The organism is Paenibacillus pabuli, assembly GCF_039831995.1.
GTDB lineage: Bacteria > Bacillota > Bacilli > Paenibacillales > Paenibacillaceae > Paenibacillus > Paenibacillus pabuli_C.
In genome coordinates, this window is the sequence record NZ_JBDOIO010000003.1 from 3,105,123 (window position 1) to 3,120,124 (window position 15,002).

The 15,002-nt window shown below is 47.6% G+C and carries 13 protein-coding genes; 3 read left to right on the forward strand and 10 right to left on the reverse strand.

The features are described 5' to 3' along the window. Positions 1–102: 102 nt before the first annotated feature. The gene (locus tag ABGV42_RS16200) at positions 103–2,211 is read right to left on the reverse strand and encodes an RICIN domain-containing protein (RefSeq protein ID WP_347382554.1); all 2,109 of its coding nucleotides are present in this window, start codon (positions 2,209–2,211) and stop codon (positions 103–105) included. Between the two features lie 484 nt (positions 2,212–2,695). Between ABGV42_RS16200 and ABGV42_RS16205 the strand changes: the two genes are divergently transcribed. Next, a complete protein-coding gene (locus ABGV42_RS16205; protein WP_347382555.1) occupies positions 2,696–3,247 on the forward strand; it encodes a hypothetical protein in 552 nt (183 codons plus the stop codon). Positions 3,248–3,311: 64 nt separating this feature from the next. Here the strand turns inward: ABGV42_RS16205 and ABGV42_RS16210 are convergent, their stop codons facing one another. The 8 genes from ABGV42_RS16210 to ABGV42_RS16245 all read right to left on the reverse strand — a co-directional run bounded on the left by ABGV42_RS16210 (position 3,312) and on the right by ABGV42_RS16245 (position 10,447). After that, complete coding sequence (locus ABGV42_RS16210; protein ID WP_347382556.1) at positions 3,312–4,067, reverse strand: amino acid ABC transporter ATP-binding protein; 756 nt, start codon at positions 4,065–4,067, stop codon at positions 3,312–3,314. A gap of 33 nt (positions 4,068–4,100) precedes the next feature. After that, positions 4,101–4,760 carry an amino acid ABC transporter permease gene (locus ABGV42_RS16215; RefSeq protein ID WP_347382557.1) on the reverse strand — a complete coding sequence of 220 codons (660 nt, stop codon included), beginning with the start codon at positions 4,758–4,760 and terminating at the stop codon, positions 4,101–4,103. A 108-nt stretch (positions 4,761–4,868) separates the two neighbouring features. Beyond that, positions 4,869–5,639, reverse strand: a complete 771-nt coding sequence (locus ABGV42_RS16220) for an amino acid ABC transporter substrate-binding protein (RefSeq protein ID WP_347382558.1) — start codon at positions 5,637–5,639, stop codon at positions 4,869–4,871. 132 nt (positions 5,640–5,771) lie between these two features. After that, entirely contained in the window at positions 5,772–6,329 is a 558-nt protein-coding gene (locus tag ABGV42_RS16225) for a DUF4825 domain-containing protein (RefSeq protein ID WP_347382559.1), read from the reverse strand. Continuing rightward, entirely contained in the window at positions 6,326–7,018 is a 693-nt protein-coding gene (locus ABGV42_RS16230; protein ID WP_347382560.1) for a permease prefix domain 1-containing protein, read from the reverse strand. The genes ABGV42_RS16225 and ABGV42_RS16230 overlap by 4 nt, the downstream gene beginning before the upstream one ends. Next, positions 7,015–7,374: a PadR family transcriptional regulator gene (locus ABGV42_RS16235; RefSeq protein WP_347383269.1), complete on the reverse strand. Its 360-nt coding sequence runs from the start codon at positions 7,372–7,374 to the stop codon at positions 7,015–7,017. Before ABGV42_RS16235 ends, ABGV42_RS16230 begins: the two co-directional genes overlap by 4 nt. Positions 7,375–7,739: 365 nt before the next feature. Next, positions 7,740–9,245, reverse strand: a complete 1,506-nt coding sequence (locus tag ABGV42_RS16240; RefSeq protein ID WP_347382561.1) for an alpha-glucosidase/alpha-galactosidase — start codon at positions 9,243–9,245, stop codon at positions 7,740–7,742. 191 nt (positions 9,246–9,436) lie between these two features. Next, the gene (locus tag ABGV42_RS16245; RefSeq protein ID WP_347382562.1) at positions 9,437–10,447 is read right to left on the reverse strand and encodes an AraC family transcriptional regulator; all 1,011 of its coding nucleotides are present in this window, start codon (positions 10,445–10,447) and stop codon (positions 9,437–9,439) included. A gap of 181 nt (positions 10,448–10,628) precedes the next feature. Between ABGV42_RS16245 and ABGV42_RS16250 the strand changes: the two genes are divergently transcribed. After that, the gene (locus ABGV42_RS16250) at positions 10,629–11,240 is read left to right on the forward strand and encodes a histidine phosphatase family protein (RefSeq protein WP_347382563.1); all 612 of its coding nucleotides are present in this window, start codon (positions 10,629–10,631) and stop codon (positions 11,238–11,240) included. A gap of 171 nt (positions 11,241–11,411) precedes the next feature. Here ABGV42_RS16250 and ABGV42_RS16255 read toward each other — a convergent pair whose 3' ends face one another. Next, positions 11,412–13,754 (reverse strand): rhamnogalacturonan lyase, encoded by a 2,343-nt coding sequence (locus tag ABGV42_RS16255; RefSeq protein ID WP_347383270.1) that lies wholly within the window; start codon positions 13,752–13,754, stop codon positions 11,412–11,414. A gap of 620 nt (positions 13,755–14,374) precedes the next feature. Here ABGV42_RS16255 and ABGV42_RS16260 point away from each other — a divergent pair. Next, the gene (locus tag ABGV42_RS16260; protein ID WP_347382564.1) at positions 14,375–14,851 is read left to right on the forward strand and encodes an RNA polymerase sigma factor; all 477 of its coding nucleotides are present in this window, start codon (positions 14,375–14,377) and stop codon (positions 14,849–14,851) included. Positions 14,852–15,002: the final 151 nt, after the last annotated feature.

A 15,002-nucleotide genomic window follows, 5' to 3' on the forward strand; every position in this document is an offset into this window, starting at 1 on the left:
TGCCGAGTTCATTGTAAAATGACCTCTTTCTTCACTGTCTACGATGAGGGGATAATGCCATCTAAATTTAACTATTGGGTTGTATCGTCTAATCGGCTGTTCCTATTTGGAACCCCAGATGGATTGATTGTTGGAACCGATCAGCGAGAAGGTCATGACTTCATTATGACTGGCCGATTCATTCTTCTGTTTGAAGAATATACCCTTGTAAGTCACTCCGTTAATAACCATCGTGCAGTAATACGTACCCGCAGTATTGGACCACGTACCGGTTACTGCACCGGTTATCGTACCATTGGAATTCAGCGTCACGCTTTGGGTAGGAAGCATACCCACACCGCTAATGGAAGCATCGAGCCCCATGTTGACGAACTGATACGTTCCCGTCATGTCGCTTGCGCTATAACCCGTGGAAGAGATGCTGCTTCCCAAAAACTCGTACACAGCCGTCACCGGCCATTTGTCAGCGTTCAGGAATTGCTGATGCGCGCGAACCTCATGATACTCGGTTCCATTGTTGAATCGGGTGTGGTAGACCAGGTACCTTGCTCCATCCGTATCTACAAAAGCGGAGTTATGCCCGCCCGATTTGTAACCAGTCGGTATGCCGGAGAATGCATAGTTACCAAACAGCTTGATGCCGCGAGTTGACTGATCGACTGAAGCGGAAGCATATACGGCCTGATTCCCCGCTGCGTCTGTGTAAGTTCCATCGATTGTCGTAGAACGGTACAAACGGATATGGTAACCACCTTCATTGGCCAGCCCGCCGTATGTTACATACAGGTAGTAATACCCTGCATCCTTGTCATAAACGATATAAGGAGCTTCTCCCGTTTTGCCGTACCCTCCCGCAATACGCTTGCCGAAATAACGGTCGGTATTGCCGTTATCCGATCCCGGATAGATAGGCTGTCCTGTATCCGGATTAATTTGCAGAATATAGATCCCTCCTGACCAAGATCCGTAGCTCATCCACAATTTTCCCGAACTGTCGTAAGTCAAGGTAGGATCAATGGCATTCGGGAACAGGGTATTATTAAAACCTCCATTGCTTAAGAACCAACCGCTCCGCGTCCCCGAAAGACTGCCTTTGTCGATCAGCTCAGGAATGTTGGTATGCTGATACCACGTATTTACGGTTTTGGTTCCAAGTGAGGACGTAGTCGTAATCGGGTTGTTTCCACTTGTGAATCCGGAGTAGATGATGGTATCGATGTACTCGTAAGGCCCCTTCACAGACTTGGATACCCCGAATCCGATAGCTGAGCGGATATAGGTGGAAGAAGTGGAGTAATACAGCATGTAGGCTCCCTTGGAACCGTCCGCCCATGTGTATGAAGCATTGTAAATCGGCGATGCAGGTGCCCATACCGCATGACCTCCGGAGCTGTCCTGATCATTATATCCGGCCCATGCATATGAAACAGCCAAGGCGGATGTCAAGGCAGCTCCCGAGCTGCGGGATGCATTTCCAGTGCCGCCTGCCTTGACCAGTTCCCATTTCTGCATCTCTCCACCCCAGTAGTTCCATTGCTGAACATTGGCACCAGCCGTCGTGCTGCCGTCTGCCACATCCAGTGCACTAGCATATCCGGATGCCTTGGTCAGGAAAGCAACCGAGCCATCTGCATTCTGCTGTATCCGGAACAACTGCATGGTACCGCCCCAATATGCCCACTGCTCAATAAGAGCACCATCGACAGCCGAGCCGCTGTTAACGTCGATGGCACTTTTATAGGCTGAGTTCGCGGTAAGGAGATAGTAGTCCCCGTTGCCGTAGTGCATAATTCTGAACTTCTGGGCATCGGAACCGTTATAGGACCACTGGCGAATGCTTGTCCCATCGGCAGCCGAGCCATCGGTGACGTCCAGATATAGGTTGCTGTTTTTATTTTTGATGTAATAGTAGCCTTCGAAAGTGGAGGGTGCGTACAAGGTGCTGTTGGTATAGCCCTGCGTTCCCTCGTAAGACCAGTTTCGGAGATCCGTGCTGCTGGCCTGAGCCAGATGTGAGCCGTAAATGTAGTACTTGTTCGTGGCTGAATCGTAATAAATCGATGGGTCGTGTACAGAAACCCGGGTTGTATTCGAAGTTGTCGATGAACTTGCTGCCCCCAATGCATTTCCACTGCCCATGCTGACAGTCAGAAGCACAAATACGAGCATCATCGTGCTAAGCTTGTTCCATAACTTGTATACACGTTGCATGATTGGATCGCTCTCCCTTCAATTGGTTGCTTGTATTGCAAATTATCAATTATAGTTCTGTTCATATCCAAATTGTGAAGCGCTTTCATATTTTAAGATAATAAATACATTCTCTCTCTTTCCCCAATCCATTTTAGATGAAAAGTACTTTTGTTACGTTATGAATGGATGTATTAACCTCCTTTCATAATGCTAAGCTGCATAGCGATTCTGGATTCGAACACTATACTCCACCTCATATTAAGGGCATATCCTTGTCGAAGTAAGGGGATTCATGTCGTATTGAAAAATAAATATATATATTAATAAATTTGTAATTATACAATCATTAGTTATCCCACTCTAATAAAAAACTCCTCTCTTATATTTTTCGTCGGCATGTCTCTTGAGCGAAAATCAATATTGTCTATGGATATCTGGAGTCGATTAAATCATGTAATTGCGGAGAAAGTATGTTAGTATTTTCCAGTATAAGGAGGTTATCATGTATAAAGGATTTCTTTTACTTGTATCCGCCGTTTTCTTATTACCAAGCTGCAATGATCCCGGTGCATCTATCGAGAGCACTGAGGTGATCGAGCAGAATGCCGAAATGACCCAAACCATCAAGGAACTGAGGGAAGAGAACACTCGCCTGCAGGAACAGGTTACTCTCCTCCAGGAGGGCGTAGATGAGGATGAAACAAGAAATAACCTACGAGAAACTCTCAACATGACTTTTAAATTGATTGCTGCCATGAATTCAGGTGATATCGCGTATATTGAGTCTGTATCATCTCCTAATGTGGAGCTCTCACAAAACAAAAACGCCTTTATTATTCAGTATGGAGATTCTTCTTACGAAACTAACTTCATACAGAATATCCACTGGAATGAATTCGAATTCAGGGGTTATGATCAAAAGGATTCCGACCACTTCATGCTCTTTATAGCTAAAGACATTACGACAAAGGGTTCCGAGGGAAATATCGCATACGAGTTTTCCTACGTTCGTTCTCCCGAAGGGCAGTGGCTGTTTGACGGGTATGTCTCTTAGGCTGGAAGAATAAAAAAGTGGTGCTCCATATTGAATGGAGCACCACTTTTCATTTCATGACTATCTAAGCATCCACTTCCACCCGCTGAAGGAAGGTCCGGGTACGATCCAGCTTGGGATTGCCGAAGATCTGCTCAGGCGGTCCCTCTTCAGCGATTTCGCCGTTATCCATGAAGAAAACCCGGTCCGCAACATCACGGGCGAAGCTCATCTCATGGGTAACGATCATCATCGTCATGTTCTCCTGTGCGAGGTCTTTGATGACTCTCAGCACTTCGCCTGTCAACTCGGGATCGAGTGCTGAAGTCGGCTCGTCAAAGAGCAGAATGTCCGGCTGCATCATCAATGCACGGGCAATCGCTACGCGCTGTTTCTGTCCACCGGACAGATTGGCCGGATAGGCGTCCGCCTTGTCGGACAGTCCGACTTTACCGAGCAGTTCCAGGCTTCGCTGGCGGATCATTGCAGTGCTTTCTTTTTTCAACGTCTTCGGTGCCAGTTCCAGATTCGCCTGTACGGTCAGATGCGGGAACAGATTAAAATGCTGAAACACCATACCCATCCGATCCGTGATCTTGCGTATTTCCGCAGCTCCAGCATAACGACCATTGTCAGCCAGGGTCTGATCCTGAATACGAATCGTTCCACCGGAGATATCCTCCAGGTGAATGAGACTGCGCAGCATCGTGCTTTTGCCCGAGCCGGACGGTCCGATCACGGCAATGACTTCACCCGGCGCCACGTTGAAGGATACCTGCTTCAATACATCGAGTGTTCCAAAAGATTTTCTTAACTGATTCACTTCTATAATATGTGTCATATGCAGACAGTCCTTTGATTAATCAGATTTAATTTATTCAAATGAAAACCGCTTCTCCAATGCTTTGAACAGCAGTGTAAGCACCAGGGTCATCAACAGATACATGATCGCTGCGACGAAAAAGGGTACCAGCTGCAGATCGCGATTGACCGCGGCTTGAGCGTAATAAAGCAACTCCGGAACTGCAACCGCATATAGCAGAGCTGTATCCTTAATCAGGGTAATGGACTCATTCGCCGTTGCAGGCAATACCACCCGAATCATCTGTGGAATGATGACTTTGGTCATCGTCTGCCATTTCGTTAAGCCAAGCACTTGTGCAGCTTCATGCTGCCCTTTGTCGATGGAGAGCAAACCGCCTCTGAAGATTTCGGCAAAGTACGCCGCATAGTTCAGAATAAATGCAATCGCCGCAGCAACGAAACGGTCAAACACCAGATATTCCCCAATTACAGGAAGCAGCGGAAGACCGAAACAGAAGAATAATACCTGCAAAAGCAGTGGTGTTCCCCGCATCACATAGACGTACGTATGTGCAAGCCACGCCAGTGGTTTAAACCCACTTCTCATGGCCAGGGTTACCGCGAATCCAAGCGGTACGGACAGCACAATGGCGAGCAAGAACATAAAGATTGTTGTCTGCGCCCCCTCTAGCATAGGTTTCAAAATAGTAGATATATAATCCCAACTCATGATTTTTATCTCCTCTAATCTGTTAACCCCGCACTCCTATGGAGTCGATGCTCCAAGAGGAATACGGGGTCATATTTGTTTCCGTTCGTATGTCAGGCGCTAACCTGTCTATTTCAACACCTTGTCTTCACCCAACCACTTCGTTGAGATCTCGGCAGCCGTTCCGTCGGCATTCAGCTCATCCAGCGCTTTTTGCAGCTGATCGAGCAGCTCTTCATTGCCTTTTTTGATACCAATGCCATATTGCTCCGGCGCAAGGGATTCATCCAGCAATTTGAAGGTTCCCTCTTCCTTCGACATGTAATATCTTGCCACCACTTCATCGATGATAACCGCATCCAGACGTTTCGTCTTCAGATCCGTCAGTGCAAGCACGTTATCCTTGAATTCGGAAGCATTCACTTTGTCCTTCAGGGGACTGGCTGCAAGTGCATCTGCTGCTGAAGACAGTGCCTGCAATCCCACATTTTTGCCATCCAGCTCATCCAGCTTCGTAATTGGGGAATCGGCCAATGTAATCGCAACCTGACTGTTTTCCAAATACGGCTTCGTGAACAGCACTTTCTCCTTGCGTCCATCCGTAATCGTGTACCCGTTCCAGATCATGTCAATCCGGCCGCTGTTCAGCTCTGATTCTTTGGAAGACCAGTCGATCGGCTGAAATGTAACTTCTTTACCCATTTTCTCCGCTGCAGCTCTGGCGTAATCAATATCGAAGCCTACAATTTCATTTTGTTCATCTCGGAATCCCATTGGAGCGAACTTGTCATCAATCCCTACAATAATGGAGTTATCATCCTTGCTTCCCGAGCTGGAACAACCTGCTACAACGATCATGCATATGCTGATAAATAATAGTAATATCGCTTTTTTTCTCATCTCTTAACCCCCTCCATGTCTGTAACCAAAACCCAAACGCTTTAGTTCGTTACCACGTTATCAGAGACTTATAATAACATAGCATGGGAGAAGAGTCGAGTGTCTTGCCTATTTCCTAAGTTTTCATACAGCTCAATTGTCAACAATTTGTGAAAATGCCTCTTTCACTTTTGCTGGCTCCTCCAGCTTCGAACGTATCACAGAGTCCCATTGGTCAGGGTCCCGAAGAGCCTTCAGTTCCTTGCCTACCCATCGTTGAGCTGCGCCACGGCTTAATGCATGGCTGGTGTCCTCAAACTGATAGACGACCTGCTCCAGGTTATCAATCAGCACAAAATTGGCCGTCGCATTATATACAAGTATTTGCTCAAGATCTTCTGCGTCTATCTCACGGGTATCCATGCTGTAATTGACTTGAGCTGTGAATGTTTCCGGGTACAGTTGGTATCCGTTCAATTGATCATGCAAAGGCAATGCCTGATTCAAATGACTGAGATTGGAGAAATCGCCCATGTATGGACTATGATATTTCTGCAATGCGGTAAAATCATGAGTCATTGGATGCTGCTGCTCCGCTTCATACTGCGCATGTTTGGCTTCCAATTTCGGATTAACCATACCTTCTACAATTATAAAGCCAATGATGCCAATACCAACGAGAGCAATAATCCATTTATTCTTTATCGTCATATCATATCACCTACCTCATACTTGCTAACGATCCGATATGCTCTGTGCACGACTAGTGGAATAATCACGCTTAATAAAGGGATGGTGAATGCAATTGCAATTACTGCAAATTGGTACGGTCCTTCTACCTGAATTGGCCGGTTATACCATAAGTTGCTTCCAAAGCGCAATGCAGCCTGTGTTGCCCACAGCACCAAGATGAAGCCTGTCCATATCCACCACAATCTTTTCGCCCACTGCATTAAGAGTGGAGTGCGAATAACCGTGGTGTCTTCCCTATCCTGATGATTGTTTTTGTTCTTCAACATATAGAATACATACGTTCCGCCAACAATCAGGCTGACAACCATGAGTAAATTGTTTAGTACATTCCCTTCCACAAGTACTCTCATTGGAATCGTAATAATCCAGGCTATCAAACTGTAGATCAGAGCCGATTGTAAAACTGCTGTCCAGTAAGGAACCCGCTGCACCCGGTGGTTACCGGTAAAAATATCATCTAGTCCAACTACATGCTGAATTGCGTTCTGAAATGCCTGATCCTCATTCAATCCCTGTTCAACATAATCTTCAATCCTTGCCGTAAGATTGCTCTGAATCTCTTCTTTTAATTCCCGATTGGCCTGGGTGTCCTGTGCTTGTTCAAAAAGATGATTCACATGGCGCGTAATACGAGCTTCCATTGTCATAGTCCTTCATCTCCTTCTTGAGCGGAAATAATCATGCAGTCAATAAGTGCCTTGGCTGCTTGCCAAGCCTGGACCTGCTGCTTATAAACTTCACGTCCGTCCACGGTAATTCGGTAATATTTGCGCCGTCCTCCCTGTGTTTCTCCCCCCCAATAGGATTCAACGTATCCGCCCTTCTCTAGACGTTTCAGACTGGAATACAGCGTAGGTTCCTTGAGTTCAAACCGTTCCCCACTCTTCCGGTAGATTTCCTTGATAATGCTGTACCCGTAGTTATCCTTCGGTATAAGTACACTTAGAATAATGGGGTCAATGTTGCCCCGAATTAAATCACTGTTAATGGCTTGCTCATCCATCTGACCCATTCACCGACTTTCTTCTTCCCTCTGTATACTATAAGACATATTACTATGCCTGTAAAGGTAATATGTGTTGTGATGCAAATGTTCATTCTTCTGAGAAACAATCTTCTCCAGCAACGAACCAGCACAATAATTTACCAACGGAACTATTCTAAACCCATGATTCAATCAGCAAGCAACAGCCCCATTCCCGCTGTACAGGGGAGTTATTGCTGGGAGGCCAGGTGTGTTGACTATGCAGGAGACATGGAACTGCTGGAAGGAAAAAAACAAGGCCCCCTCCAACACATTGGAGTGGGCCTTGTCACGGTTCACACGTTTAATTTATCTTCTGACCAGATTCATCTTTAATCTTACGACTATTGCTGCACTTTCTCGCGGTCTTTTCCCTTATCGGACTCACCCGCATTTTTGTTCGCTGCATCACGATCCTGCTGCATCTCCTCAACCGTCTTCACCTTGAGGCGTGCTGCACCTTCATATTCCTTCGTAGGAATCAGATTACCGGCAGCAAGTCTGGCCTCTGCAGCTGCAATGGCTTCACCATATTGCGGCAGCCACTGTGCCTGAGCCACCAGCATCTCATCAACCATTTGCCAAATTTCCTTAGGATTACATACAGCACCCACGAGCGGGTCCATCATGAATGCTTGACGAAGCAGCTTATCGTCTCCGTTTACAGCCGCTTCAACCGCAAGCCGTTGCACCGAAATGCTCACATTACATACCGCAGCCGGACCAAGAGGCAGCTCACCGACATGCGGCATCGAGATACCATTGCGATCCACATATCCCGGTGCTTCAATAATTGCATCATTGGGCAGATTGGAGATCACACCGTTATTAACGGTATTAAAATGCCCGCGATAGACGCGTCCTGTCTCAAGCCCTTCTATAATGTAGGAACCGTGCTCCTCGCCCCGTTTTTCCGGAATGAATCTCATCGGTTCGTCCTTCATCCAGTTTGGAAAATCGGTCTCAAACCAGTTTCTTCCTTCCGTACATACCCGCAAATAGCCACCCGTCTCGCCATTAATCCAATTACCCAAGTCAATCCAGTCCTTGATCTCTTCCGGACGTTTGCGGTACCAAGGCACGTATTCACTCAGATGACCGTTCGATTCCGTACTGTAGTAGCCGAAGCGGCGCAGCATATCAATTCGCACTTTCTCGGTACGACTGTATTCGGGATGTTTCTCAAAAGCTTCGAGCAGATCCCCTGTGAGATCTTTCCCCTTATGAGAAGCCTGAATATACCAGGTCTGATGGTTGATGCCGGCACAGATGATATCCACTTCGCTCTTCTTCAATCCAAAAGCTTCCGCAATCTGATGATGTCCATGCTGTACGCCGTGACACAATCCGATGGTACGCACGCCCCCATACTTATTGCAAGCCCACGTTAGCATGGCCATCGGGTTGGAGTAATTCAGGAGCAGCACGTCCGGCGCACTCTGTTCGCGAATATCTTTGCAGATGTCCAGCATCTCGGCAATTCCGCGCTGTCCATACATAATGCCTCCTGCACACAGTGTATCGCCGACACATTGATCCACCCCATATTTGAGTGGAATATCCACATCGGTTGCAAACGCCTCCAGCCCCCCGACACGAATCGTACACAGTACATACTTCGCGTCCTTGAGTGCTTCTTTCCGGTCTGTGGTAGGCTGAATCTGAATATCCAGTCCGTTCTCGCGAATATCCCGCTGGCATAGCTCTGTCACCATGTCCAGATTGTGCTGATTAATATCGCAGAACGCAATCTCTATGTTGTTAAACTCCGGTACCGTCAATAAATCCCGCAGCAATCCCCTTGTAAAACCGATACTTCCTGCCCCGATAAATGCCACTTTAAACGACATTCGCATGTCCTCCCGTCATCCGAAATGATTTGTTTCGGTTAATAACCTCACTTCATGGAATCATTGTAGCAACAGGAAGTTGGGAAGCGTTATCAAAATCATGACCTGTTCCAGATCAGGTTGTCAAAAATCCTAACTTCTATAATTCAATTTAAGCACCTCTCATGCTGCCAAAAGATAAACTAATCTGCTCATTCCCGTGGCGGGTACTGGCTGACATGTCTCTCCATCATGGATCGATATTCAACCGGAGTCCGGCTTGTATATTTCTTGAATAACATGTGGAAATACTGACGACTGCCCACGCCCACGTACTCCGAAATTTCCGAGATCGGGATATTGGTCTGCTGCAGCAGCATCTTGGCCTTCTCCATTCGCAGCATGGTAAGATAGTCCGTAGGAGTCCGCTGAGTGTGTTGACGAAAAATGCGATGCAAATATCCGGGATGCAAATTGACGGCTGCCGCGATATCCTTCATCTGAATGCCGCGATCCATATTGTGATGCATGAATTCAATCGTTCGTTTAACATACAGCTCCGTCTGGTCCGGCGCACTTCGGCTCATCTCTCCACGCAGCCGCGCAACCCGGACCAGCAGCTGGATAAACAGAGTACGTACCAGCGTTCCCTGTTCCGGTGACTTCAGATTCCTGGCTTCGCGGTGATGTGAGCGTTCGTCAGAAGGAATGATTCGCATCGGTATAGCAGGTCCGCCCTGGTCCAGCAAGCCGCGTTGATCGAGCTCCAGTACGAGACTTTTCATAATGTGATATACCTCTTCCGGGTCAGGCAGTACCATATAAGGCGCAGCATGCGTTAAGAAGGTATCGACCTCCTCCTCTTCCTGTGCGAGCTGCTGAATGGAAGGTTGTCCAGGCGCCGAGCCGGCAAAGCCAAACTCCACATTTAACATCCGGCAAGGAACGCCATCCTCGACCAGCAAACGGTGCGGTACATTTGCATCCAGCAGAATGAACTGTCCCTTTTTCAACACAGCCTGCTCCGAACCCCCATCCGGCATCAGCACATCCACCCTGCACATCCCCGAAATGATATACATGATTTCAGTCGAATCATGATGGTGATAGGCCATGCTGTAATTGTCCCATTGCTTATAATAGTACGCGTAGAATCGCGGCCCGCAGTCCTCCGTTCGCAACTCCTCCTGAAACAGGCTTCCCGTAAAATGTTTCGTGCTCATCTGTCGTACCTCCATTGATACAGCAATCCTCACTTTTCTCCATTGTAGCAATTCCGCAAGGTGATTTTAAACTCTATTGCTTCAATTAAACTTGCATAGTCAAATTAGACATATATCTAATTAACCTAACATCTAATCTTATATTGTGTCTATTCTCTATCCTATAAGGAGGTTTAGTATCATGAGTACCATCTTCCATCTTGTGAGACACGGTTTAAAAGAAAAACGCGTCGGTGATGTCTCCCTTACTGTTGAGGGGGCGATACAAGCCGAGTCAACAGCACTGCATTTTGCCAAAGCTGCCTTCCCCGTGACCAAAATCGTTACCAGCCCCCTTCAAAGAGCAAAAGAAACCGCCCAAGCAATTGCCCGCCATACTCACTCCTTGGTAACCGAAGATCCCCGCTTGCGAGAGCGTGCCAATTGGGGCGATTGCCCGGATCAAACCTTTGAGCAATTTATCGCGATGTGGGATCAATGTACATCTGATCCGGAATACATCCCACCCGTGGGTGATTCGGCCCAAAAAGCTGGTGAACGCCTGGCCTCCCTACTGGCCGAATTGCACAATGAAGAGCCGGCAAACCGTAACATCATTGTGGTTACACATGGTGGACTTATTACCGATTTCCTTGTTCATACCTTTACCGAACATGAACTGAATGTCTGGCATCCTGATTTTAAATCCGTGCAGAACCGTCTGATTCCTGAGTGTTCCATAACCAAACTAATCTATGATAAGAGAGCCTGCAGGATCGAAGCATTCGCGTCCACAAAACATCTGACTGATTAAGACAAGGATAATAGATGTGATATCATGCCTACTCGATTCGATGAGTTTTCGATCAAGTTCCTTGCTTATTTTTATTAAAAAAAGCTCCGGAACCCTTCATGTGCCGAGACACATCGGGATATTCCAGAGCTATTTTTGTATTATAAGCCTTGTTACATTAATCTGTTCTAATCACTTTCCACCCTTACCCGATTGGGGCGTGGAGAACTTGGGCAGCGTTACCTTCGACCAGTCGATATCCGATGCCATGTAGAAGGATGGATAGGAAGGCTGGTTGTAACCGCTGTTCTGTCCGGCGATGCCCACGCGGTACATGGCGTCATGCATCAGCGTGTACAGCTTCCGGTCTGTCTTCTCGGTACTCAGATTGATGCGGATGGCTGAGCTGTCCTCGGTTCTCACCAGCATCTCTTCCCGCCAATCGCCAAAGATATCAGCCACAAGAGAAGGTGTACCTTTGGTATGATTGTTGGTTAATGTGCCTGTGGCGGTCAGCAGTGTGCCACGATTCCAATCCTTGATGGTTGGCGTGACATCAATGGCGCCGTCCACAATTTGAGTGGTCATGTCTGCTGCCCAACGAATATTCATATTTGTGCCAGGCATTTTATCACTTATTTTCTCACCACTGGCTGTCCACAATCCTACGGCCCATGTCTCCAAGCCTCGGCGAGTCGGGTCTACATCCCCTACCATGCCACGCCCAGTATCTTTGCCTGTGTACCCGCCATAGATCACTTCTCCGGTCTTGGCATCCCGTAAGGAATATCCGTATGGAGCCCACGGACCGCCTTCATGCACCATGAAGATTTCAAGTCCCGGACGATCCGGATCAATATCTGCCACATGCAGTGCATCCCCATGACCCAGACGGGCCACCGTTCCCGGTGCAGCACTCTCCGCAGGCATCAGGTCTGTTGAGCTGTACAGCACACTGCCGTCATGATCAATCGTGGCTGAACCGTAAACAATCTCCTGTTTACCGTCTCCATCGACATCCGCCACACTAAAATAGTGAGCACCCTGGGTTGTAATGGAACCGTACTCTGGATCTGTACCATCTACGCCATGCGGTCCGTCGTTAAACGGATTTTTCATCGGTGTCCAGCCGCTGTCCACTTTCCATTCGCGTTTGAGCTTTTTGCCATCCCAGTTATAAGCAACCATCGTCGAGCGTGTATAGTATCCGCGTGCAAAGATAGCAGACGGCTTCTTCCCATCCAGATACGCCACCCCTGCCAGGAAACGGTCTACCCGGTTACCCGGCTCGATCCGCGCCATGGCATAATCGCCCCACATCAGACCATCATCATGACGCTCCGGTTCATAAGGAACGGTCTCGAGTTCTTTGCCGGAATTCCCTTCAAACACGGTCACATACTCAGGTCCATCGACGATAAAGCCTTCGAACTTGCGCAGCTCATTCTTATCACTGCGGCTTGGCGCATAGACATCGATGAAGTAATCAGCCAGGCTCTCGGCATCCTGCTGGGACAACGGGTAGGCATACTTCTTCTCTATGCCAAAAGCCTCCTCCAGCGTAGCAGGCCAGTTCCCCTTCACAACCTCCTCGTGTTTGTGCCAGTTCTTGAACATGTCGACCACATGATCATAGTAACCATCAGCACTTAAACGGTAGTCGTCTTCGTTGGAGTAGCCTGCTTTGCGATCTTCTTTTGGCAGCGTTATATATTTCTCGGACGTCACTTTTCCTTTTTTATTATATTTAATGATTTTGGTTCCCGGAGCAGTCTTGAACATCAATTCTGCCTTGCCATCTCCGTCAAAATCATAAACCAGCATCTGTGTATAGTGAGCACCCGCGCGTATGTTGACCCCGAGGTCAATTCGGTACAATAATTGGCCATCCAGGGTGTAGCAATCGACGTACGTTTTACCGGTGTAGCCTTTTTGAGATACGTCCTTGGCGTTGGAAGGGTCCCATTTGACGAAAAACTCATATTGGCCGTCTCCGTCCACATCACCTACACTCATGTCATTTGCGGAATACGTATAGGCTTCACCAGCAGGCGTAACCCCATCAGCCGGTTTTTGCAGTGGAATATCCATATAGCCATTGGCCCACGGCTTGACAGAGCTGCTGCGCTTGCTTTCCTTTCCCTTGCTGTTTACAGCCGCCACTTCATAGCGGGAGGACGATTTTCCTGCGGGATCAATATAGTTTGTACTGTCCGTAACAGTGGCAATCTTCTTGCCGTCGCGGTATACGTTGAAGTTCGTGCCTGTCAGCCCTTTGTCGCTGTACCCCGTTGCCTCATCCCCAAGTAACCGCCAGCTTAGAAAAACACCTTCGGACGTGGATGCTGCCACCAGCCCCCGATCCAGATATTCGAGCTGAATCTCTTTCAACGAACCGCCCCCCTTGTGTGATTGCAGGTTGGCCTCTGCTGCGCTGCTGCCATTCGAAGCCGCTGCTCCGCTCGTCCCCGCAGTTCCTGCAATTAGCAGTGCTACGCTGAGCGCCGAGGATAGCACCTTAGCCGCAAGCGGCATGCGCGCCTTCCTGCGATTGGTCTGTACACGGGGAAACGACTCCTTATGTACCTTTACTGTTGTTTTGGTATTCATCAACCTTCACTCTCCTTGAGACAGAATAGGTGATGCTTATCATATTTTGAACAGGCCACCATATAATGATTGCGCTTACAAAAATGAAGTTGATCCACCTCTCAACCGATTTCCAGAGCACTGTCCCCCTTCCATACCTCATTCACTTCTGAGCAGGTATTCCCGCCCAACGGGTATTATTATAGACATCCTTTCCGCTATGACATAGGCAAATATCCGTTCAAAACGATCAATATTCAGTGTTTTATTGAGACTCATTTCAAAAATAGGTATGAGCAACCGTTCCGTCTACGAATCGTTCTTCCGATCGCTGTTATCTCCAGAATCGACTTCGTCTCCTCCACGACCTTTCACATGTCCATCGAAGTCTCATTTTAAGATTGATGGTCTCAATTCTGATGCGGGTAGGGAAAGTCACTAGGCTCCAATGTTACAAGTTAGATACAAGTTTGGCACGTTTGGAAACATCCTCTCGCTATACTGACAATCGAATCGCACAAACCGGAACGGATATGCAGACGGTAACCAAAGGAGACCCCCATCACATGAACAGCGCAACAATGAACAACGCTTATGTTAACTATAAATCGGAAATCACACGGTACTTAACCCATATCGTCAGACAGCCACAAGATGCGGAAGATCTGACGCAGGAATGCTTCATTCGGCTCATGAACGTGCACACAGACATCCCTGAAGATCGAATGCTCTACTATCTCAAAAAGATTGCTTACAACCTCGCTCTGGACTCCTTCCGCAAACGAACGCGAACCATGAAGCGGGATAGCAGGCTTGGCGTCCCAACGTACCACTGTGACATATCCGAACTTGAGATCACCGAGAGTGTCAACGACCTCTTCTCCGTTGTCACCAATGCAGAGCATCGCAAAATCCTGGAGCTTCGTGTCATTCAAGGTTACAGCATTAGGGAAACCGCCCAGCTCGTCAACCGCAGCGAAGGCATGATCAAATCTTCGGTATTTCATGCCGTGAATCGCATACGTGCCAAAGTCATCTCCTAAGAGATGGCTTTTTCAGATTATGCAAGAGCAAAAATAAACAGGGGATGTAAGCTTTAATCGTATATGCTCGTTTTAATGTATGACTACTGACTCAATTTTACAAAACCCGAGGAATTTTTTACAAATTGTTATGACTATGTGAGATTTTGGT

Coding starts and splice junctions, on each gene's coding strand:
- ABGV42_RS16260 (WP_347382564.1), top strand. CDS start 14,375: ATGAACAGCGCAACAATGAACAACGCTTATGTTAACTATAAATCGGAA.
- ABGV42_RS16210 (WP_347382556.1), bottom strand. CDS start 4,067: ATGACACATATTATAGAAGTGAATCAGTTAAGAAAATCTTTTGGAACA.
- ABGV42_RS16255 (WP_347383270.1), bottom strand. CDS start 13,754: ATGCCGCTTGCGGCTAAGGTGCTATCCTCGGCGCTCAGCGTAGCACTG.
- ABGV42_RS16235 (WP_347383269.1), bottom strand. CDS start 7,374: ATGGATGAGCAAGCCATTAACAGTGATTTAATTCGGGGCAACATTGAC.
- ABGV42_RS16250 (WP_347382563.1), top strand. CDS start 10,629: ATGAGTACCATCTTCCATCTTGTGAGACACGGTTTAAAAGAAAAACGC.
- ABGV42_RS16220 (WP_347382558.1), bottom strand. CDS start 5,639: ATGAGAAAAAAAGCGATATTACTATTATTTATCAGCATATGCATGATC.
- ABGV42_RS16200 (WP_347382554.1), bottom strand. CDS start 2,211: ATGCAACGTGTATACAAGTTATGGAACAAGCTTAGCACGATGATGCTC.
- ABGV42_RS16230 (WP_347382560.1), bottom strand. CDS start 7,018: ATGACAATGGAAGCTCGTATTACGCGCCATGTGAATCATCTTTTTGAA.
- ABGV42_RS16245 (WP_347382562.1), bottom strand. CDS start 10,447: ATGAGCACGAAACATTTTACGGGAAGCCTGTTTCAGGAGGAGTTGCGA.
- ABGV42_RS16215 (WP_347382557.1), bottom strand. CDS start 4,760: ATGAGTTGGGATTATATATCTACTATTTTGAAACCTATGCTAGAGGGG.
- ABGV42_RS16240 (WP_347382561.1), bottom strand. CDS start 9,245: ATGTCGTTTAAAGTGGCATTTATCGGGGCAGGAAGTATCGGTTTTACA.
- ABGV42_RS16205 (WP_347382555.1), top strand. CDS start 2,696: ATGTATAAAGGATTTCTTTTACTTGTATCCGCCGTTTTCTTATTACCA.
- ABGV42_RS16225 (WP_347382559.1), bottom strand. CDS start 6,329: ATGACGATAAAGAATAAATGGATTATTGCTCTCGTTGGTATTGGCATC.